This is a genomic window from Desulfocicer niacini (genome assembly GCF_054657595.1).
The window spans coordinates 1-22,462 of the sequence record NZ_BAAHYK010000005.1; the positions used below are offsets into that span (position 1 = coordinate 1).

The 22,462-nt window shown below is 49.7% G+C and carries 15 protein-coding genes and 2 pseudogenes; 16 read left to right on the forward strand and 1 reads right to left on the reverse strand.

Translation table 11 applies throughout. The features are described 5' to 3' along the window. Nucleotides 1–214 precede the first annotated feature (214 nt). The 3 genes from ACYQ2M_RS03475 (at nucleotide 215) to ACYQ2M_RS03485 (ending at nucleotide 4,127) form a co-directional block, all read left to right on the forward strand. Nucleotides 215–1,822, forward strand: coding sequence for a phosphoethanolamine transferase (locus tag ACYQ2M_RS03475; RefSeq protein ID WP_459914926.1), 1,608 nt, complete (start codon nucleotides 215–217; stop codon nucleotides 1,820–1,822). Between the two features lie 382 nt (nucleotides 1,823–2,204). Continuing rightward, nucleotides 2,205–3,011: a substrate-binding domain-containing protein gene (locus tag ACYQ2M_RS03480; protein ID WP_459914927.1), complete on the forward strand. Its 807-nt coding sequence runs from the start codon at nucleotides 2,205–2,207 to the stop codon at nucleotides 3,009–3,011. Nucleotides 3,012–3,287: 276 nt separating this feature from the next. Next, nucleotides 3,288–4,127 carry a sodium:proton exchanger gene (locus ACYQ2M_RS03485; RefSeq protein ID WP_459914928.1) on the forward strand — a complete coding sequence of 280 codons (840 nt, stop codon included), beginning with the start codon at nucleotides 3,288–3,290 and terminating at the stop codon, nucleotides 4,125–4,127. 30 nt (nucleotides 4,128–4,157) lie between these two features. On the opposite strand, the gene ACYQ2M_RS03490 is transcribed toward ACYQ2M_RS03485, so the two are convergent. Beyond that, nucleotides 4,158–6,188 (reverse strand): molybdopterin-dependent oxidoreductase, encoded by a 2,031-nt coding sequence (locus ACYQ2M_RS03490; RefSeq protein ID WP_459914929.1) that lies wholly within the window; start codon nucleotides 6,186–6,188, stop codon nucleotides 4,158–4,160. Nucleotides 6,189–6,523: 335 nt separating this feature from the next. On the opposite strand from ACYQ2M_RS03490, the gene ACYQ2M_RS03495 reads away from it, so the two are divergent. From ACYQ2M_RS03495 to ACYQ2M_RS03555, 13 genes and pseudogenes are all read left to right on the forward strand, one after another. Beyond that, nucleotides 6,524–8,131: an alkaline phosphatase gene (locus ACYQ2M_RS03495; RefSeq protein ID WP_459914930.1), complete on the forward strand. Its 1,608-nt coding sequence runs from the start codon at nucleotides 6,524–6,526 to the stop codon at nucleotides 8,129–8,131. Nucleotides 8,132–8,220: 89 nt separating this feature from the next. After that, the gene (locus ACYQ2M_RS03500) at nucleotides 8,221–8,592 is read left to right on the forward strand and encodes a DEAD/DEAH box helicase family protein (RefSeq protein WP_459914931.1); all 372 of its coding nucleotides are present in this window, start codon (nucleotides 8,221–8,223) and stop codon (nucleotides 8,590–8,592) included. A 267-nt stretch (nucleotides 8,593–8,859) separates the two neighbouring features. Further along, on the forward strand, nucleotides 8,860–9,837 hold the full coding sequence (locus ACYQ2M_RS03505; RefSeq protein ID WP_459914932.1) for a virulence RhuM family protein: 978 nt from the start codon (nucleotides 8,860–8,862) through the stop codon (nucleotides 9,835–9,837). Continuing rightward, on the forward strand, nucleotides 9,737–10,450 hold the full coding sequence (rhuM, locus tag ACYQ2M_RS03510) for a RhuM family protein (protein ID WP_459914933.1): 714 nt from the start codon (nucleotides 9,737–9,739) through the stop codon (nucleotides 10,448–10,450). Before ACYQ2M_RS03505 ends, rhuM begins: the two co-directional genes overlap by 101 nt. 2 nt (nucleotides 10,451–10,452) lie before the next feature. Next, on the forward strand, nucleotides 10,453–10,986 hold the full coding sequence (locus tag ACYQ2M_RS03515) for a hypothetical protein (RefSeq protein ID WP_459914934.1): 534 nt from the start codon (nucleotides 10,453–10,455) through the stop codon (nucleotides 10,984–10,986). Between the two features lie 293 nt (nucleotides 10,987–11,279). After that, the gene (locus ACYQ2M_RS03520) at nucleotides 11,280–11,615 is read left to right on the forward strand and encodes a hypothetical protein (protein WP_459914935.1); all 336 of its coding nucleotides are present in this window, start codon (nucleotides 11,280–11,282) and stop codon (nucleotides 11,613–11,615) included. 34 nt (nucleotides 11,616–11,649) lie between these two features. Next, nucleotides 11,650–13,038: pseudogene (mtbB, locus tag ACYQ2M_RS03525) on the forward strand ([dimethylamine--corrinoid protein] Co-methyltransferase). A gap of 13 nt (nucleotides 13,039–13,051) precedes the next feature. Further along, nucleotides 13,052–14,365: an aspartate aminotransferase family protein gene (locus ACYQ2M_RS03530; protein WP_459914936.1), complete on the forward strand. Its 1,314-nt coding sequence runs from the start codon at nucleotides 13,052–13,054 to the stop codon at nucleotides 14,363–14,365. Between the two features lie 30 nt (nucleotides 14,366–14,395). After that, complete coding sequence (locus ACYQ2M_RS03535; protein WP_459914937.1) at nucleotides 14,396–15,850, forward strand: CoA-acylating methylmalonate-semialdehyde dehydrogenase; 1,455 nt, start codon at nucleotides 14,396–14,398, stop codon at nucleotides 15,848–15,850. 135 nt (nucleotides 15,851–15,985) lie between these two features. Continuing rightward, a complete protein-coding gene (locus ACYQ2M_RS03540; RefSeq protein ID WP_459914938.1) occupies nucleotides 15,986–16,408 on the forward strand; it encodes a hypothetical protein in 423 nt (140 codons plus the stop codon). 508 nt (nucleotides 16,409–16,916) lie between these two features. Further along, the gene (locus ACYQ2M_RS03545; protein ID WP_459914939.1) at nucleotides 16,917–19,193 is read left to right on the forward strand and encodes a sigma 54-interacting transcriptional regulator; all 2,277 of its coding nucleotides are present in this window, start codon (nucleotides 16,917–16,919) and stop codon (nucleotides 19,191–19,193) included. A 702-nt stretch (nucleotides 19,194–19,895) separates the two neighbouring features. Beyond that, a pseudogene (gene mttB / locus ACYQ2M_RS03550) lies at nucleotides 19,896–21,335 on the forward strand ([trimethylamine--corrinoid protein] Co-methyltransferase). 461 nt (nucleotides 21,336–21,796) lie between these two features. After that, a complete protein-coding gene (locus ACYQ2M_RS03555; protein WP_459914940.1) occupies nucleotides 21,797–22,453 on the forward strand; it encodes a cobalamin B12-binding domain-containing protein in 657 nt (218 codons plus the stop codon). The last annotated feature ends 9 nt before the right edge of the window (nucleotides 22,454–22,462 follow it).

The following is a 22,462-nucleotide window of genomic DNA, read 5'->3' on the forward strand; positions in this document are numbered from 1 at the left end:
CCCAGCCACAACGAAAAATGAAACCCCTACGATTCCAGTCTGTTGTACGGCGTTTCATATAAAAAAAATATGGGGCTGATCCTCTTCAGGTGGCCCATGTTGTGCCCAAGCCCTGAAATGTACTATATGATAAAATTTACGATCTGAAAAGTTGGTTTTCATATTTTGGCCCATGATCTTGCATAAATAATGATGATCGGATATGAATGTCAGAATGAGAAAAGACAATTATTTTTCAAACCAGATGACAAGCACCCGCCTTATTATTTTGAGTGCGGTTTTTTTTATTATCTTCAGTAATATCGCCTTTTTTTCCAATGTGATCCAGATCTATCCGATAAGCGCAAAAAACATCGGGTTTCTCCTTTCTCTGGTCTGGGGATGCGGGGGGCTGATTGTTCTTGTGCTGTCCCTGTTGTGTTTTCGGTATACCATTAAACCGGTGTTGATACTTCTTTTTCCGGTCTCTTCCATGGCCGCCTATTTCATGGACACCTATAACATCATTATTGATGAAACCATGATTCAGAATATCTTGAACACCGATATGGCGGAATCCCTGGATCTGTTGAGTCTGAAGCTGATACTGTATGTGATTTTTACAGGACTATTGCCGGCTTTTTTTGTCTATAAGTCAAAAATTGTGTCCCGATCCAGATGGCAGGCCAGTCTATCACGGATAAAGCTGTTTGTTTTCACATTGTTGAGCGTCGTTGCCTTGATGTTTGCGTTCAGCGATTTTTATACATCGTTTTTCAGGGAGCACAAACCCCTGCGATATTATGCAAATCCTTCTTATTATCTCTATTCTTCCGGTAAATATATCCATGGACTTTTTAAAACAACATCTTCCGGATTGAAACAGGTGGGGCTGGATGCCACCATCCCGGTGTCTGATGTCCCCAGAAAACTTGTTATCTTTGTCATTGGTGAAGCGGCCCGGGCAGACCGGTTCTCCCTGAATGGCTATGAACGGGAGACCACCCCCTTGCTGAAACAGGAAGATGTCATCAGCTTCACCAATTTCTGGAGCTGCGGTACAACAACGGCCGTGTCCGTGCCTTGCATGTTTTCCATTTATAAGCGCTCCGCATTTAATGATCAAAAGGGAAAAACCACCGAAAACGTATTGGATGTACTTAACCATGCCGGAGTGAACCTTTTGTGGCTGGAAAATAATTCAAATTCTCTGAAGGTGGCAGGAAGAATTCCCTACCATGATTACAAGACCTCTGCAACGAATGCTGCGGGAGACATTGAATTCAGAGATGTGAGTATGCTGGAAAATCTGCAGTCCTATGTTGAAGAACAGCAGCAGGGCGATATTTTTATTGTTCTCCATCAGATGGGGAACCATGGCCCGGCATATTATAAAAGGTATCCCCCTGAATTTGAAAGATTTACACCGGTGTGCAAGAGCAATCAGCTGGAAGAATGCAGCACAGAGGACATTAACAATGCCTATGACAATGCCATCTTATACACCGATTATTTTCTTTCCCGGGTGATTGGGTTTTTAAAGCAGAATCAGACATCCTTTGACACGGCCATGCTTTATGTGGGGGACCATGGAGAGTCCCTGGGGGAAAACGGCTTGTATCTACATGGACTTCCCTATCTTATTGCGCCCGATAACCAGCGTCATGTTCCAGCGGTGTTTTGGTTCGGGGAACATTTTAAAAAAATTGACAGGGCTGCACTTTTAAGAAAACGTGATCATAAGTACAGCCATGATTATCTTTTCCACACCATTCTGGGGCTTATGGATGTTGAAACCGCCGTGTATGATCATGGACTGGATATTTTAACTGCTAGAGATTAATCGGGCTTGATAACATGGGGCACAACATGATGCCATCCCCAAGAGAAGTCCATGTCAAGAAAATTTACAACCTGTAAAGAAAATTCATCATATCCTCAATGAATCACTTTTTATTTTTGTTAAAAAGATCCCTGATAACAGGCTTTTATTAACTCGTCAGTCATAAGTTCTTCAATTTGCCACCACATGATGTGCCCAATGATAAATTAAAACAGCATATGTATTATGTGAAATGAGAACTTACGACTCATGAGTTATTAAATATAAAACAATGGCACATGATTTGCTTTTCAATCTTTAGAAAAAAGCAGTCGGAAGTACGAAGAGATAACGCTGCTGACAGACAAAAGGCATTCAACCGTCAGGGATGAGGAGAGACATCATGAAAAAAGCGATTCGTTTATCATGTGTAACCGTTTTAAGTTTACTGGTGATATGGGCCATGGTGCCCGCGGGGTCGGCAACGGCTGCTGAAGGCTTGCGATACAGCTGTTCGGCCCAGGTGTATGAGGCATTTGAAAATAAAAGGCTGGATCTGTTTACAAAAACCACAGGTATCCCCATTGAGTTATCCGTGGCATCTTCACAGTATTGTGTGTACAGGGCCATGCGAGATCTGACGGACATTGCCAGTAGCACGCGCTCATTGTACCAGCGTTATAAAGACTATGGACTGGTGGAAATCCCCTTTTGCAAAGATCCTCTGGCGGTTATTACCCATAAATCTGCCACTGTGGACAAGTTGACTTCCGGCCAGCTCCAGCAGATTTTTTCCGGTGGGATTACCAACTGGAAAGAGGTGGGAGGGCCAGACCTGCCCATTACCCTGGTGGTTCCCGGCGAGGAAACCGGTGCCCATAAAAACTTCAGACGTCTGATCATGAAAGACAAAGAAATCAAATATGATTATGCCACCTACCTGGCCCCCAGGGTGCTGGAAGCCATTGAATCATTGCCCCTGGGAGCGGTTTCCTTTATTTCCAGAGGCGCCCAGATTAGCCATCCCAACATTAAAGTTGTGGCCATTGACGGCAAAAAACCCGGTGAAAAAGAGTATCCTTACACCCAGACCTTTTACATGATTTCCAAAGGTCAACCCACAGGATCCATCAAAACCTTTGTGGATTTCATTAAATCCGACGTTGGTCGCGCCATTATCCTGGAAAGAGGGATGCTGCCCATTAACTGAAATTTTTGATCAGACTTTCTTTCCGCCCTCCTCCATCACTTCATACTGAAAAACACAACACCTTTCCGGCCGGGAAGGTGTTGTGTTTTTTGCGCTTTGCAAAAATGTTTTTTTGCCGGGAGCAACTTGTGATAAAAGATAAGGTTTTACGGAACGGATGATAAAATGTGCGTCTCCTTTTTTTGAAGGGGTGGCTTTCAATGGGCTTGCCCGGGCGGGGGCAGACTTTTTTATCGGTCCTTAAATTTATATATGCAAAGCGGGGGGAGGACGGCCATGAAGCAATTTCTGGTTAATTCTGTGGGGCGGCTGGACATGATATGCTGGATACTGGTGGTTATGTTCTTTTGCACCTGTTCATTGCTGTTCGACGGTGATTTTAATAAATCCTTCATCGCGGCGGGGGGGGTTGTGCTGGTGATGATTTTAATTGGCTTATCCATTGAAATCATCATTGAAACCCTTAAGGAGGTGAAGGGATTGGGCACTATCACAGGGTTTATCACCAATGGTCCGGAGCTTGTATGCCTTATTGTGGGGCTGGTGGCCGGGGATGTCCTGTTTGCTGCCAGCACACCGCTGGGTTCCAATTTTATGAATCCCATTTTGCTCATTGCCGCCGCATTGGTTTGCGGGGTGTTTTTAAAAACCCTTCAAACCAACTGGCAATACAGTTTGAGCTGCATTGTGCTTACGGCAGGCATGGCCGTGGCTTTTTATATTATCCCTGTGGCTTTTCATAAATACTGGGTGGGCGTGGGGCTTGCTGTGTCCGGGTTGCTTTTTTTTAAACGGCCGGTGGAGGTGGCACAGGCATCCATGGAAGAAGAGATGATCGCCGGGTGGAGCATATTTCCCGCCATTATCGTGTTAATCATGGGCGGCTATTTTCTTGACCCGGTGGTGAGTTTTGCCTCGGAACAAAGCCATGCCCCAAAGGGGGTCATCGGGTTTTTTGTGCTGGCAACCCTTTCCAGCTGGCCGGAGTTTAAAAGCTGCCTGGTCCTTTTGAACCGCGGGAAGTACCAGGCGGCCATACTCAATATTACGGTGAGCAATATCACCAATATCTGGCTTGCCATTGCCGGGGTGGTTACCTATATGTTTGTGTCGTGATTAATCTGTGATCAAACCCTGTTGTTGTGATCAAGCTCCATTTTCCAGCCGGGCATACTGACTGTAATACGCAGCCGTTTCCCCCATGTCCGTTATGGCAGGCTCAATGATTCTGTTGACGCATCGGTTATGCTTGAGCCACCCCCCCCGACGGATGATAAGGGCCATGGGGTGCAGATTTTTCAGCATTTTTACCTGTACCAGTATACTTCCGAGGGGGGTGACCAGATGGACGGGGAAGGCAAGATCAATCTGAGCCAGATGGGGAGCTTCGGGGTTGATCCACACTTCAATGGGGGTGGGTGTGCTCTCCAGGGCCAGGAATTGTTTTTCCGGCACCTGGGAGTGCATGGCATTACCGTTAACCAGGGTTAACAGGTGCATGGGAAATCCCCGGGGCGGCAGGGGTTCCGGACTCAGGGGGCCGGGCAGCCGGTATTTTCCATCCCCATGGTCAAAGACAAGATCCGGCCAGGCAATGTCCGGATGGGACGCTTTTACAAATCCTTTGTTTTTAATTTCCTCCAGGGGATCTGCAAGTTTTTTCATGGGGGGCGTGTCCAGGGCTTTGTTCAGAACCTGTTCCCTTTCCGGAAATGAAATCCCAAGACGTCCGGCAAGATCGGACATGATATCAAAGTCGCATCGGGCCTCTCCCCATGGTGGAAAAACAGGCCGGGCATAGTTTACCCAGTTGTGCAGGCAAGATCCCACAATTTCTTCCCTTTCATAATCCAGTGCACAGGGCAGGATGACATCGGCAAGAGCTGCCGTGTCGGTCATGAAGGCATCAATGACCACCTTAAAATCAATTTGTTTCATGGCTTTGATGGTGGTGTCGGCGTCCGGGGCCTGGTTTACGAAATTACTGCCATCGGCCAGCAGGAACCGTATGGGGGGATCGGCCGTTAATATCTCTTTGCCGATGCGGGGTAAAACAAGGCTTCGGGAGGGTTTCCCGGCCCGGGTTACCCAGTCTGTGTTGATATTCCGGCTGGAAGGGATGTTGTAATAGGTGCCGCCTCCGGATTGTCCCACATGACCTGACAAAAAGGAGAGGGCATTGAGGTACCGGACGGTTTCCCCCCCGAAGAGATAACGCTGGATCCCCCATCCCATGATCAGGGCCACGGGGTCTCTTTCCGGGAGGCTGGACTTGTTTTTGGCATAGCCAATGGGCGTTTCAACAGTGGGTTTTTCAGTTTTTTCAACCTGTTGTTCAGCAGATTTTTTTTCCTGGGTAAAAATAGAAACCAGATGTTCCAGGTCTTTGACGGAGCCGTCACAGGCATTTAAAAGGCCTTCCTGGGTGTGATGGGCCAGACCTTTCAAAAACCCGTCAAGGCCCGTTGCCCGTGAAAGGGCAGGGCGATGGGCAAGGCCACGATCTAAAACAGCCTTGATGACAGCTGCGGCAAGAAATCTGTCTCTGCCGGGACGGATACGAATGATATAATCGCTGCAGGCGCTATTTTTATCTCCCCCTGGAGAAATGGTGGTGACCCGACATCCCCGTTTGCGCGCCTGGTGGACAATGTGCGCCAGATGAATGGAAGATCGGGAGAGGTCTTTGCCCCAGTTGATGATGTGACGGGCATTGAGAAGATCCATGGGGTCATTCATCTTGAGGGCACCGAAATCTGCCATATATGCCGTGCATCCGGCATCGTCGCACAATGCACCCCGGGTGGTGGAGGCCCCCAGGGCATTGAAAAGATATTTGCTGCCGTCGGCAAGTGCCCCCCGGTAGCCGTAATGACGGACATGGAGCATGGAAGCAGGCTGGTTACCCAGGGCAGTGATTTTTTCGGCAATGAGATTAAGGGCTTCATCCCAGGTGCCTGGTCGGAACCCATCCCCCCGGCGGATCAGAGGAGTGGTGATGCGGCGGGGGCTTGTCCGGCGCTGGTGGGCGTTTTTTCCCTTGGAACAGATGAATCCTTTGGTAAATGGATGGTCCGGGTTGCCGGTGATGGATACGTGGTTGTCCTCTGGATGAACCGTGACAATGGTGGAGCAGGTGTCCTGGCAATCCAGTGTGCATGCGGATATTTTTTCCATTTTTATGTGATCCCTTTGGTCCACGAATGATCGTCCATGGCCGGTGGTCCGGCCCTTGTTTGATCTGGTCAAATTAGCATTGCCTTGTGTCCGGGTCAAGGCGGCGCAGGTTTTTCCCGTTGTTTTTGTGTTTTGTCTCTATCATTGTCGAACGGGGGGAAAAATCATCCATTCTTCATAATATTGTGATACTTAGTGCTTATTAGACTCGGAGGCAATCCTTGATTTGTGCCCGAGATGATTTCATGGGACAGTGGCTGAGCACAACGTCTGCATAACCTTAAGGTCAACGAATCTTATCTGCTAACCGAAATAGAGAAGGATATTAAATTATCATGCAACGGAAAATCAATTTTAGATTTCTTTATGTATTAATAAGCTTTATCTGTCTGTCAGGGCTTTATGGCGGGCATGCTGCCGCATCGGAATTAAAGTATGTGTTTCTTTTCATAGGTGATGGCATGGGCATCAGCCAGCGGGTGGCAGCCGGTCAGTTTGCTGGAAAACCCCTTCTTATGGATAGCTTCCCCGGCCAGGGAATCACCACCACCTGTGCGGCGAATCAGTTCATTACACGATCTGCCGCAGCTGCCACGGCCATCTCCTGTGGAGAGAAGACCCGGTTGGGGATATTGGGGCTTGATATCCACCACAGCCCCCTTAAAACCATTGCAGAGCGGGCCAGGGACCAGGGGAGGAAGGTCGGTATCATCACCAGTGTTTCCATAGATCATGCCACCCCGGCCGCCTTCTACGCCCATGTGCCTTCCCGAAAGCAGTACTATGACATTGCGCTTGCCCTGGCCCGGAGTGATTTTAACTATTTTGCCGGGGGCGGGTTCAGAGATCCTGAAAACAAATATGGTAAGTCACTTGATTTTAAAGGCAACGCCCTGGATGTTATCCGTAAGGCCGGGTATGGTCTTGTCAATACCCGGGAGGCGTTCAATGCCCTTTCTCCTGGGGCTGATAAAGTGATTGTCATGAACCGTCAGTCTGGACATGGCCATTCATTACCCTATGCCATGGACGCCGATGATACAGACATCTCCCTGGCGGAATTCACCCGCAAGGGCATTGAACTTCTGAAAGGGGAGAAGGGGTTTTTCATGATGGTGGAGGGAGGACAGATTGATTTTGCCTGCCATGCCAATGATGCGGCTGCGGCCATTGGTGATACCATTGCCTTTGATGCTGCCATCAATGAGGCCTTTGTCTTTTTGCAGAAACATCCCCTGGAAACCTTGATTGTTGTCACCACCGACCATGAGTGCGGTGGAATGAGCCTTGGATTTGCCGGTACCCACTATGACATGGATTTTACCCTTCTCCACCATCAGAAAATGTCTTCCCGTAGGTTTGAAAAAAAGATTGTCATGCCCCTGCGGGCCATGGGAGAAAAACCGTCCTTTGAGGAGATGAAACCCATCATTACCAAATATTTCGGGCTTCGATTTGCGGAGGATATTATCATTCCTCTGCGGACCATGGAAAAAAAACCTTCCTTTGAGGAAATGGAACCCATCATCACAAAGTTTTTTGGACTTGGATTTGCGGAGGATATTTCAGCGGTTGAACAGATGGAACCTCTGGCCAAAAAATACCTGGGACTTCACTTTGAAGGTGATGACAGCGATATCATGCACTTGAAACCAAGTGAAGTGGAACAGCTCCGGGATGCCTATAAAATCAGTGTGCACGGTGAGGCCACCCCATCGGAAGCGTATGCATTCTACCTCAGGTATGGCGGAAATGACCCTTTAAGCATAACGTTGACACATCTTTTAAACCAGAAGGCCGGTATTGCCTGGGGGTCTTACAGTCACACCGGTACCCCCGTCATTACTTCGGCCACGGGTGTGGGATATGAACAGTTTCTGGGGATGTATGATAATGCTGAGTTGGGAAAGAAGCTTATGTCTCTTATGGGGATGACAAAATAAAAATGTAAATATTCGGTCAACATGCCATCTTCACCTGTTTGGGGATGCTCACATAACATTAGTATCTAAGCATCCCCAAACAGGTGAAGATGGGGCACTGGCCAAACTACAATCGGAACCTGAAGACCAATATTCTGGCGGCGGATCGCCTGAATTACGATGTGCTCTGTCACACCGATCTCCTGCGCACCAGTGGGGATTCCTTTGGCACCCCTTTGAACAAGATCAACTGGGGTAATTATGACCTGGTTGTAATTGATGAGTCCCACAACTTCAGAAACAATGATACTTACAAGGATAAAGAGACCCGGTACAAAAAACTGATGAATACCGTCATCCGGGACGGTGTAAAAACAAAAGTGCTGATGCTCTCAGCCACGCCGGTAAATAATCGCTTCAATGATCTGCGCAACCAGCTTGCCCTTGCCTATGAAGGGGAGTCAGAAAATCTAAGCCAGTAACTTCGGACGGGTAAAAGTATAGAAGAAATATTCCGGCAGGCCCAGACCGTTTTTAACTGATGGTCAAAATTACCCCCCGGTGAACGTACGGCCAAATCCATACTGGATGCCCTTGATTTTGATTTTTTCGAACTTCTTGACAGCGTCACAATCGCCCGTTCCAGAAAGCATATTGAAACCTTTTACGACACAAGCGAAATTGGGCAATTTCCCGTCAGAAAAAAGCCTATCTCCTTTCGTTGCCCTTTGAGTGTTCGTTCCGATGTCATGGATTTTAATGGAATCTATGCGCAACTTTCACTGCTGAAACTCTCGGTGTACGCCCCGGTGAGTTATGTATTGGCAAGCCGTTTGAAAAAGTATGAAGAATTATACGACACGTCCATTGAGGGTGGAAAAGGAAAATTGCGCCAGGCAGATCGGGAAAAAAGTCTTCAGTCCCTGATGACTACCAACCTTCTGAAACGCCATGAAAGCTCGGTGTACTCTTTCCGCATGACCCTGACGGCCCTTGAAGAAAAACACACCACCATGCTGGCACGAATTGAGGAATATAAGCAATCAGGATCAGATTTTGCCATCCATGATATGTCTGACGACCTGAAAGAGCTGGAGGCAGAAGACGGAACCCTGAAACTGGATGTCCGACTGGAAGATGAGACGGTCTGGCTTTCTCTAAAGTTGATGGCGGAGTTGTTTCAAAAGGATGTGCGCACCATAAACCATCATATTCAAAACATTTATGAAGAAGGGGAGCTTGATCCTGCCCCAACTATCCGAAAATATCGGATAGTTCAAATTGAGGGGAAAAGAGAAATTACCCGCATGGTGGATTTCTACAATCTGGATATGATTATTTCCGTGGGTTATCGGGTAAAAAGTCATGTGGCCACACGTTTCCGCATCTGGGCCACAGAACGGTTGAAAGAGTATATTATCAAGGGCTTTACCCTGGATGATGAACGATTGAAAAACCCAAATTTGCCCTTTGATTATTTTGAAGAGCTGACGCGACGCATACAGGATATCCGGACCTCGGAACGTCGTTTTTATCAGAAAATCACCGACATTTACGCCACCAGCATTGATTATGACCCCACCATGGATATCAAGCATCAATTTTTTCAAAACCGTTCAAAACAAGATGCACTGGGCCATTACCGGACAGACGGCCGCAGAAATTGTTCATTCCAGGGTGGATGCGGAAAAACCCAATATGGGGCTGACCAGTTACCGGGGGGCTAAAGTCCGCAAGCAGGATGTGGCCATTGCCAAGAATTATCTCAATGAAGATGAACTGGCCGCCCTGAACGAACAGCAGATGCTTGAAAATATACAGCAGGTGCAACGCCGTCAGAATCTGCCCCAAAGCCAGTCAATCAAGGAATTCAAAACCATAAAACGCAACGGATTTGTTGTTGATAAGCCATACACTAAAAAGGCCCGGGCCATTGCCCCATATCATCTGGATGTGGAGATGGAAACCGGTACCGGAAAAACCTACTGCTACATCAAAACCATTTTTGAGATGAACCGCCGGTTTGCTTGGACCAAGTTCATCATCGTGGTTCCCAGCATTGCCATCCGTGAGGGGGTTTATAAATCATTGGAGATAACGGCAGAACATTTTCAGGAGGAGTACAAAAAGCGGGCCAGGTTTTTCATCTACAACTCCAGGCAGCTCCATAACCTTGAAAGTTTTTCCTCCGATGCAGGTATCAACATTATGGTGATCAATGTCCAGGCCTTTAACGCACGGGGCAAGGACAACCGACGCATCTACGAGGAGCTGGATGAATTCCAGAGCCGCCGTCCCATTGACGTGATCAAGGCCAATAAGCCGGTTCTTATGTTTTGACGGTGGTTGCCAGTGAAGGTTATAAGGATTTTGTCACCGGCCTGCAAAAGGACCTCAGCCAGTCTCTTTCGGATCGTCCCCGGGTGGCGGATGAGGCCTATTTTACAGGCAAGATTATGGATATTGATGGTGACACGGTTGAAGTAACCCCCCAGATGGCCAAACAGATATACAAATATCTGTTAAAAAATGTTTACACCGATGACAATGATCATGTTGCCCAGGCGTATCATAATGCCGTAAAAGAGGGGACGGTGGCCCCGCTTCCTGAAGCGCTTCAGCCTTACAAAGAACAGATTTTTCAGTTGATCGAAAGCCTTTACTGCGATGCAAAACTTCCCCAACCCGAAAATGGGCGTAGCGTCAAAACAAATCCTTTAAATGATAATTTTAACAGGAAGGAATTCAAGGCGCTCTGGCACAGGATTAACCGCAAAGCCGCCTACAGCGTCCATTTTGACCGCCCCGGATCAAGGTGGATTTACTTTTTGCTGCTTCTTGAGTTGAAATCGAATTTTTTGGAGATATGGAATTAAATTTATATTAAAATTAATGGGTTATGTTGAGTCGATATAAATTCTTTTCATAAGCTTCTTGAATAAAAGTCTTTTTATCAGTTTTGAGTTGAAAAAGGATCAAGGATCCTCGATGAAATGAAAGGGCGTTTTGGGATTTGTGGTGAAAATAACTTTTAAAATCAGTAGATTATATCTAATTTTTCTGTTTTGAAAACCTGGTATGATTGTTGCTAAATATTTCTTCTATCTCCGGGATGGATCCTCTTCACATGGAACAGCCATGTGGCTGTCAACGTGTGCAGATGCATCCCATGGCGGTTGTCATTTCAGGCTCCAGACGCAGACTGCAATCTATCGTTTGGTATTACGGCAAGCACTGTAATGATATCTGGCACGATGGCATCAAAACAAGATTTCATCGTGTTTTAAAAAGTTTGATTTTGATAAAGGACTCGCGGATTACAGCTTCTAATTTTTCATGCGGCATCTGCTGTGATGAAATTTTAGTGAAGACAGGACATCCATCATTTACCACTGCAAAGTGGTTTGCTCTTTTTTTGAAATTTCCATCCCCATGGGGACATGGTTATGGAAAGTGTAAATTTGGGAATGAGGAGCGCCGAATACAGCAGTTGGCTGGAGGTTGAAGATGGTTGTATCCGTTGAGTAAAGGAGAGATAGATGGAAAAAATCTTGACGCGTACCGGCGACGGATATCGGCTTGAGATGACCCCGGATGAGGTCATGGCAGATATCGAAGCCGGAGTGCAGGATGCAGTGGATCGGGGCAAGGTACCGCCGCTTGGCCAGGATGAGATCCAGCACATGTTTGATATTTTCAAATGCAAAGATAAAATCATGGGTGTGGAGTCGGGCAGGGAAGTGTGCATGACCTACGACGGCATGTCCTCCAAGATCCGGCGGGCCCACATTGTCATTGACAGGGTCCAGTCCCTTCAGGTGTTTGAAAGGGCCATGGGGGCAGACACTCTGGAACTGCAGCACATCGACTACAGTTATAAACCGGTGAAACCCATCGTGGGTTTTGAGCTTCCGGACCTGGATCTTTTGCTCAACTCCACCGTGGCACCGGTGTTTTATGGCGGTATGCCTAACCTTGGCCTCTACAGCCAGCCCGACGGGCCCTGCCCCAACCCCTCTGATCTTCTGCCCATGGGCAAGATTGACGAGGCCCGCCAGGCCTATGAAGAAGCCATTGAATATGCCGTCAGCGACATGGTGTTTGTGGCATCGGAAATGTACGAAGGTGGGGTGGACGGCATCAACATTGATACCGTGGGTGCCGCCGGTGATGCCGATTTTCTGGCGGCATTGAAGACCGTTAAAATTTTAAGGGAAAAATACCCGGACATGGGTATTGAAATGGGTATGGCCGGTGAATTTGTCCTTGGCATGCATGGCGATCTTTTCTGGGAAGGTACCCGCCTTGCCGGGCTCTATCCCCAGGATCAGGTACGCCTTGCCCAGCAGGCCGGGGCCACCATATTCGGTCCTGCCATAAACATTGTCACCAGCGAATCCCTTCCCTGGAATACGGCCCGGTCCGTGACTTTCTGCAAGGCGGCTTCAGAGGCCTCCTCCATCCCGGTCCATGCCAATCTTGGCATGGGGGTGTGCGGCGTTCCCCTGACCTTGACCCCGCCGGTGGGATCACTATCCAAGGCCAGCAAGGCCCATATTGAGATCTGCCGACTTGACGGGCTGTAGGTTGGCGTCGGCGATCCATACGGGATGCATGCCGCACATGCACTCTCCTCGGGAATGGGCGGAGTACGCACTGCCGGAGATCTGGTGGCACGTCTGCAGCTGAACCGTGGAATGAGAATCGATGCGGCAAAAAAAATGGTTGCTGAGAAGCTTTCTGTCTCTGTCTTTGATTTGAATGATCCTGTGGTGATGGGAGAAGTGAGGGAGGACCTCAATATTTTCCGGTTATCAGAAGGTCAGGGAACCACCGACAGCATGGCAGCAAAGATCAACATCGCACGTCTGATGGGCATGGATATCAACTGTGTCAATCGCTTTAAACGAAAAAGCGGGTTAATGTGAAAGGAGATCATTGATGAATCACTACAAACCCATTGAAACCAGCTGGGATTATCAGGCTACCCTGGACCGTCGGCACAAGTACATGTCTCCTTCCCTTGCAACCTTTACAGCCTTCCAGAAATCGGTGGTGCTTAAGAAAGCAAGCATGCAGTATGTCTGGGATGAGACCGGCAAAAAATATCTGGACTGCCTGGCCCAGAATCTGTGCATCAGTGTGGGACACAATCATCCCCTGGTGAACCACGAAGCCAAAAAGCAGATTGATGAAATGGTGCACTGTACCACCATGTACTACCAGGCCGTGCCCGCCCACTTTGCCCAGGAGCTGGTGGAGACCCTGCCTCCTGGGGAAGACTGGGTCGCCCATTTTGTCAACAGCGGTGCCGAAGCCAACGATCTGGCCATGTTGATGGCACGACTTTACAGCGGTAACTTTGATATCTTATCCCTCAGGAATAGTTTCCATGGGCTTCATTTCGGGGCCATGTCCCTCACCGGTATCGGCACCTGTCGGCACAAAATCCCTTCAAGCCCCGGCATTCTCCATGTCCATAACCCGGATCAGTATCGGGGTGTCCATGGTGCCGTGGTGGAACCCTACCTGGACGAGATAGACATCACCATCCGTTCTTCCACCCCGGGACAGATTGCCGGTTTGATTGTGGAGCCCATCCAGGGTTTTGGCGGGGTGATTCCCATGCCCGACGGCTACATGAAGGGGGCCTTTGAAAGGGTGCGTGCCGCCGGTGGCGTGTGCATCGTTGATGAGGTTCAGACGGGCTTTGGACGCATGGGTTCCCATATGTGGGGTTTTGAGTCCCATGGCGTGACCCCGGATATTGTGGTCATGGCCAAGGGTATCGGCAACGGCTATCCCCTGGCGGCGGTTGTGGCAAAAAGAGAGGTGGCCGAGGCCATGGCCCAAAAGAAATTCTTTAACACCTACGGCTCAAACCCTATGGCATGTGCTGCGGGCAGGGCGGTTTTGCGGGTGATTAAAGAGGATCAGCTCATGGAAAACGCCATGGCGCTTGGGAATCTGCTGGAAGAGAAAATGGTTGCCTTAATGGAGAAATATGATGTAATCGGTGATTTCAGGGGCAAGGGCCTCATGCGAGGCATTGAGTGTGTCAAGGACAGAACCACCAAAGAACCCGCACCCGATGAGGCCATGCAGGTGGCTGAATATGCCAAGGCCAAAGGCGTTATCATGGGCCGTGGTGGCGTTCATGGCAATATTCTTCGCATCAACCCCCCCATCTGCATTGAACGGGAAGATATTTTGAACCTGGTGAATGTGCTGGAAGAGAGCCTGGCTCAATTGTAGCGCCATGATTTTTAAATGGGAGACAGAAACATGAGTATACAGGTGATCAAAAATTATATAAACGGCGATTGGGTCAGCTCCGCTTCAGAGGTTTTCGGTGATGTTTGGAATCCTGTCCTTGGCGAAAAGATTGCCACGGTGCCTTACGGAAACAGGGCGGACGTGGATCTTGCCGTAAAAGCAGCAGCAGAGGCTTTCCCCGAATGGAGACAGACCCCGCCCCTGGCCCGTTCCAGATATTTGTTCCGGCTGAAAGAGGCTTTTGAGGATGAATTTGAGGAGATTGCCCGGGTGCTCACCACCGAGCAGGGAAAGGCCATTGATGAATCCCGGGGTGAAGTGCGCCGCATGATCGAAAACATAGAGCATGCCACCGGCGTCACCACCATGATGACCGGCTACTGCCTGGAGGACATTGCCCGGGGCATTGACTCTTCCCTTTACCGCCAGCCCATGGGTGTCTTTGCCTGTGTGGCTCCTTACAACTTTCCAGCCATGGTGCCATGGTGGTTCATTCCCTATGCCCTGGTTACGGGAAACACCTATGTGCTGAAGCCTTCAGAGCAGGTGCCCATGACCCAGAACCGCATCTTTGAAATCATTGATGATGTGGGATTCCCCGAAGGGGTGATCAACATGGTCAACGGTTCCCGGGATGTGGTCAACGGTCTTCTGGACCATCCTGACATTGAGGGCATCTCGTTTGTGGGCTCCACCCCCACGGCCCGCTATATCTATGAGCGGTGCGGTGCCACGGGCAAAAGGGTTCAGTCCCTGGGCGGGGCCAAAAATATTGTGGCCATCATGCCCGATGCAGAAGTGGATGCCGGCATGCCATCCCTTATCACCTCCTTTTTTGGATGTGCGGGTCAGCGCTGCCTTTCAGGCTCCATCCTTTCGCCGGTGGGTGAGGGGGCAGATGCCTTTATCGAAAAATTTGTGGCAGCCACCCGTGCCATGAAGGTGGGCAACGGGCTGGATGAAACTACTGCCATGGGGCCGGTGGTAAGCCAGGCCCACCGGGAACGTGTCCTTTCCTATATTGAAAAGGGGCTTGAGGAGGGGGCAGACCTCATCCTTGACGGCCGTAATTTTACCGTGGACGGGTACCCGGACGGGTTCTTTCTGGGACCCACCATTTTTGATAATGTGACACCGGACATGACCATTGCAAAGGAGGAGATCTTCGGGCCTGTGGTGAGCATTGTCCGTTCAGAGACCCTGGACGATGTGATTGAGCTTATCAATACCCGTAATTTTGCCAATGCCGCCTGCATCTACACCCAGAACGCCAAAGCCGTCCGGGAGTTGAGATATCGGGCAGCTCCCGGTATGATCGGGGTGAACATTGGCATTGCCGCTCCCATGAGCTTTTTCCCCTTTGGTGGCTCCGGTAACTCCATGTTCGGTGATATCAAGGGCCATGGCCGAGAGATCTTTCAGTTCTTCACAGACACCAAGGTGGTGATTGAACGGTATTTTTAAGCCAAATTCAGGCCTTGATCATAAGATGGGGCGCCCGTCACAATTGCCGGGTCAGCGGGGGCAGGCTATGTGGTATCAGCGCCTGGCCCCCACCCCAAAGAAAAAACAATATGAATTGGAACGAAAAGAGGTGCCATGCCCCTGATTAATTTTGGAAGTATCCTTGGATTTGCCGAGGAGATGGAAAAGGAACAAAAGGCTTTTTTTGACGATGCCGCAGGGAATCCGGCCCTGGCCGCCCACCATGTTCTGTGCCAGGCCCTGGCCAAAACAGCTGGCAAGCGCATAAAAGAGGTGCAGCGGGTCCGGCGGGAGAACGTCACGGAGATGATCCTTGAGACCATACAGGGGTTTACCCAGGCACCCTATGTTCTGGAAGGCGTGGCATCACAGGGGATGGACGACGCAGCTTTTACCCAAAAGTCCCGGGCGTTGATTGACCGTGCCCTGGCTTATTACGAAGCTGCTGCGGAAAAACTAAAAGGGCAGGCAGATGTGGCCCGGGCCTTGAAAGTTCTTGCAAAACAGCAGACAAAAGATTTAAAAAAGCTTATGTAAAAAAAATTAACAATGTCCATAATTTTTTTTATATGAAACAGCAGGTGCTGGGTATTAGGTGCTGGGTGCTGATAGCAACTGCTTTGTAATTGTTCGTTGTGGCTGGTGGTTGCAGCCATGTATGTTTTTTATATGAAAAGGTAGCCTTCAAGTTTACCTCAGCAGAGCCGCCCCCCCGACGGGCAATAGGAACCGGCCAATCGAGCCGTCTACGGTTCCGGGCCGGGCCCATTGCCCGTCGGGGGGGCGGCGGCATAATACCATTTGGCTCCGCGTCTACGACCCTATCTTCGTTATGTTCGATAGGACATGCCCGATTTATATGAAACGCCGTACAACAGACTGGAATCGTAGGGGTTTCATTTTTCGTTTTGGCTGGTATTTACAGCCATGTGGGTTTATATGAAAAACCCGGTAAACTGGTTGGTTTTACTATCTTTGTTGTGGTCAGACCCGGGTCACGAAATATACTCCGCCCGTGGCGGTTTAAAAAGATCAGGTTTTATTGATGGATGTGGAAAAGAACGCATTGATTCGTGCAGCCGTTGACAAGGCCCCCCAGGGAATCATCATCACCAGCGGGGTCGACAACACCGTTGTGTTCATCAACCCTGTCATGGCTGATCTCATGGGCGTTTCCCGGGAAAACCTGCTGGGGAAAACCCTTGCACAGGGTTTTTTCAATGCGGGCGGCAAGATGTTTTATCCTGAAAAAACACCGTACAACACCTTCCTTTTAAAGTCTCCCGGACCCGAGAGTCCTGACACTCCCGACAGCCACTGGGTGGCCCGGGATATTTTTGTCATCATTAACCCCCTGCAGGGGAAGAAAATATGGGCATTGATGAGCACCTCCTGTGTATCGGATGAAAACCGGAAAATAACCCTCCTTATTTCCATTGTCCATGACATTACCGAAAGAAAGCACGAGATAGAACGCCTTGATTACGCCATGACGGCATCGGTTGACGGCCTGTGGGACTGGGACACCGGAAGTGAAGAGGGCTATTTAAGTCCACGCTATTATGAAATGCTGGGGTTCCGGGTCGGAGAGTTTCCCCCCACCCTGAAAGCCTGGGAGGAGATGCTCCACCCAGATGACCGAAAAGACGCCCTGGCAAAATTTGATGAGGTTGTCAACGGTTCCTGTGATACCTACTGCTCCGAGTATCGGCTCAGGACCAATAATGGCAGTTATCGCTGGTTCCGTTCCCGGGGCATGCGGGTGGGCGAAAGGGAAGGGCAGGGCTCTGTCAGGGTGGTCGGCACCCATCTGGACATCACCCGGGAGCGGGAGATGGAAGCAGAGTTGTACAACTCCCGGGAGAATCTCCAGGCCGAATTAAAGGCCCAGACCCTTGACCTGCAGAACACCAACCAGAAGCTTGAATCCATCCTGGACAGCTCCTCTGAAAGCATATGGGTCATTGACGGTGACGGCACGGTGGTGCGCATCAACCGCAAATCCGAAACTCTTTTGAACATCCGGGCAGAAGAGGTGGTGGGAAAGCATTATAAAGCCCTTGTCAGTTCCGGCATTGTGGATCTGTCCGTCACCCGTAAGGCGTTCCAGACCCGCAGAACCGTGAGCATGATGCAAAAGGCTCTGCGAACAGGACGTTCCCTGCTTGTTACCTCCACCCCCGTTTTTGACGATGAAGGCAATATTTCCATGGTCATCGTCAATGAGCGGGATCTGACCCAGTTGAACCGCCTGCAGCAGGAACTGGAACAGGTGCGGGGCGAGACCGACCGTATCAGGGAGGCCATGACGGCCCTGAACTTGAAAGAACTCCGGGATCAGGAGATCATCGCCAGAAGCAAGGAGATGCAGGAGGTGCTGGTGGCGGCCCTGAAGCTTTCCCGCATCCATGTGTCAACCATTCTTATCCTTGGGGAATCGGGCACCGGCAAGGGCTTGCTGGCAAAGTTCATCCATATGAACAGTCTCAATAAAAAAGGCCCTTTTGTCCAGATAAACTGTGCGGCCCTTCCGGAAACCCTGCTTGAGGCGGAGCTGTTCGGGTATGAAAAAGGAGCTTTCACCGGTGCCAGGGATCAGGGCAAGATCGGATTGTTTGAAATGGCCCAGGGCGGTACCCTTTTCCTGGATGAGCTGGGGGAGTTGAGCCAGTCGGTCCAGGCCAAGCTTTTAAAATGCCTTGAAGACAAGGAGGTGTTCCACTTGGGAGGGCTTAAACCCATTAAGATCAACTGCACGGTCATTGCCGCCACCAATGTGGATCTGGTGGATCAGGTCAACCACAAGCGTTTCCGGCAGGATCTTTATTTTCGCCTGAACACCTTCACCCTGACCCTGCCACCCCTTCGCCGCCGGCCGGAGGATATCCTTGAGCTTACCATGTTTTTCCTGGAAAAATATAATAACGAGTACGGCATGGAGCGGCGGATCTCCTCCCGGGGGCTGGAACGGCTCCAGTCCTATCCCTTTCCCGGCAACGTCCGGGAGTTGAAAAATGCCATCAAGAAAAGCGTTGTCATGAGCGAGACCAATTTGATGGACACTGTCCTTGATGCCACCACCGCCACCATGAATCCCCGGGGGGGCGCCATGGCATACCCCGTTTCCCCCGACGATGGAAAGCAAAGCTTTGACGAAATGGTCATGGCCTTTGAAAAAGAACTTCTCACCCGTACCATATCCCATTGCACCACCACAAGGGCCATTGCCTCCCACCTTGGTATGACCCAATCCCAGGTGATGCGAAAGCTAAAAAAGCATGCCCTCTCCAAGGTGTTGAAAGCCAATAAACGCATGAAGTGACGGCTGCCGCCTCACCGTGTTATATTCGTGGGGACGGGGTAAGGCTTCAATAATGCAAGCCTGACCCCGTCGGTCTGACAACGATGACGATTGGCCCTGTTGTGCTTCAGAATTTTTGAGTCGATATAAATTCTTGTGTAATTTTAATTTAATAAAATCAGCAATTTGTGTTTGGTGGTTGTTTGAGACGATATCGCCTCTTGACAAGTCTCTGCAATTAAACGTTTTTTTTGCTTTTGAGTCGATATCGACTGTTTTATCTCTGATGATCGCTGTCTCGCATATCTGATTTTTGATCCATAACCGCCTGTTATTTAATTATATTTTTTTAAAATCGTTGGTGGCATGTAGATTGCATTTGGATTTGGGCAGATTGCAGAATCGTTTGGGGCATGAAAATCGCCGCAAGAAAGTAAGTGCCTTGTCAAGGCTGATATGAAAGGATGGGCGTTGGGGGGAGCAGTGCACCGTGCATCGAATTCTCCTTCAGGGTCAATACCTCTGAATTCAAGAGGTGACAACGCAAAAAGTATTATTTGAAGATGGGGTTTTGGTGGACTTATTTTCCCAAGGGGATGTGCACATCTGCGGACATTTCCCTTTCCGCCTGTAAACCAATGGCATGAATGGAAAAATGAAGGAAAAAAAATGAGACGTAACCTGCATGCAGGAAAGCGGTCAAGCGGGGGTTTTAACCTCAACATGCTTTCCGATGACGAGCTTCATGAAATTCACCTTGCAACCCTTGAGGTGTTAAAGGAGACCGGTCTTTTTGTGGAGGATGAATCGGCGCTGGATGTTTTTGAAGGGGCCGGTGCCATGGTGGACCGAGATAAAAAAATTGTACGTTTTCATCCGTTTATGATTGAGGAAGCCATCGACAGTGCGCCTTCCAAGATTCTTCTGGCCGGACGAAATCCTGAGCACGATTTTGTGATGGAGGGAAATCGCGTTGGATTTACCAACTTTGGTGAAGGCATCAAGATCGTGGATATTGATACGGGAGAGATCCGTCCCACCACAAAACGAGACGTGGCCATGACTGCCAGAATGGTGGATGCCATGGACGAAATTGATGTGAATTTGAGGGCCGTGGGTGCCCACGATGTGGATCAGGCCGTGGCCCCCCTTCACAATGCCGAGGTGTTGCTTGCCAATACCACCAAACACTGTTTCATCGGCCCCATAAGCGGTTTTCTGGTAAAGAAGCTTGCCGAAATGGCTGCCGCCGTGGCCGGGGGGATGGATGCCCTCAGACGTCGTCCCCTTCTCTCGTTTAACACCTGCCCGGTAAGTCCCCTTAAACTGGTGCGGGATACCTGTGAAATCATCATGGAAGGTGCCCGGCATGGCCTGGCTGTCAATGTCCTTTCCATGGCCATGGCCGGGGGATCGTCTCCTGTGAACCTTGCAGGCACCATGGTGACCCACAATGCCGAGGTGCTGGGCGGGATTGTCCTGGGACAGAACACCGTAAAAGGTGCCCCAATGATATACGGAAGCTCCACAACGGCCATGGATCTGCGCTTTGGTTCGGCATCTGTGGGCACCCCGGAATGCGCCATGATAAACGCTGCCGTGGCACGGCTTGGCAATTACTATGGACTGCCCACGTGGGTCGCCGGTGGTTAGGGCGATTCAAAGACATGCGATGCCCAGAGCGGACACGAAAAAACCCTTACGGCCATGACGGCGGCGTTGGCAGGTGCCAACCTCATCTATGGTCTGGGAATGCTCGAAAGTGGCATGACATTTGATTATGGTCAGCTGGTCATGGACAATGAATTTGCGAAAATGATCAAGCATGTTGTGATGGGAATTCCGGTGAATGATAAAACTCTTTCCGTGGACGTGATCAAGGAGGTCGGTCCATTTAAAGATTTTCTCAGCCATAAAAATACCTTTCAGAACATGAAAATTCAATCCAGCCCACGTCTCATGGACCGCAGGGTGCGTGCCCAGTGGGAAGCAGCGGGCTGTCCGACTCTCTACGACCGGGCAGTGGCCGAGGCCAGACGTCTTATGGAACAACACTATCCAGAACCCCTTTCGGCTGAAGTTGCCCTAGAGTTGAGACGCATTGTGGAAGAAACGGAAAGGGAACTTGGAATCCCCGTGTGGAAGGAGGTTCCTTCCGCATAACCGCCACGGGCGGACCGTATTCTGATCCCATTCCGCCCACAACAAACCATGAAAGTAATGTCAGGCATTTCCACACTTTCTTATAACCCTCATGTCCTGGCGGACACAACGAAGATAGGGTCGTAGACGCGGAGCCAAATGGCATTATGCCGCCCCTCCCCCGATGGTCAATGGGCCCGGATCGGAACTGTAGACAGCTCGATTGTCCGGTTCCTATTGCCCATCGGGAGAGGGGCTCTGCTGAGGTAGACTTAAAGGCTACCTTTTCATATAAAAAAACATATGATTGTCGCGCCAGCCAGAAAGGCGAATGAAATTTCTATGATTTCAAAATGTTGGACGAAGTTTCATGTGGAGAAAATGGGTTGAGCACCGGATTTATTTAAATGGTCGCTGTTGTGATCCGGTCCGGCTCGGAAAAACCATATAGATAACACAACGAATATTCAGGAGTACTTTATATGATTGAGCAACAACTGCTTGAAGACGCAAAACAGATGATATTAACCCAGAATATGGAGCGTATCCGGCAGATCACCGAAGGGGTGATTGATTCGGGTGAAGATCCCCTTGAACTTCTGGACAAGGCGTTGATCCCCGGCATAGCCGAAGTGGGAAATTTGTTTAGCCGGGGCACTCTGTTCCTGCCTGAACTTATCCAGGCCGCCGATGTGATGAAGGTGGCCACGGATCTTGTAAACGATGCCCTGGCAAAAAATGAGACCACCAAACGGGCTGCCAAAGCCGGGGTGCTCATCGCCACGGTAAAGGGAGATGTCCATGATATCGGTAAATGTATTGTGGTGTCACTGATGAAGGCCAATGGTTTCACCGTGCATGATCTTGGAAGGGATGTGGACGTGGATACCATCATTGAAAAGGCTTTGGAACTCAATGTTGATGTCATAGGGACAAGTGCTCTGTTGACCACCACCATGGATCAGCAGAAACGTCTGGAACTGGCCCTGAAGTCGGCGGGCCTGAAGGAGCGCTTCATCACCGTGGTGGGTGGTGCCCCTGTTACCCCCCGTTGGGCGGCCCGCATCGGAGCCGATGCCTATGCCGAGGATGCCCAGGACGGAATCGTGAAAATCACCGAGTTGCTTAGCCAGAAATAAAAATGATGA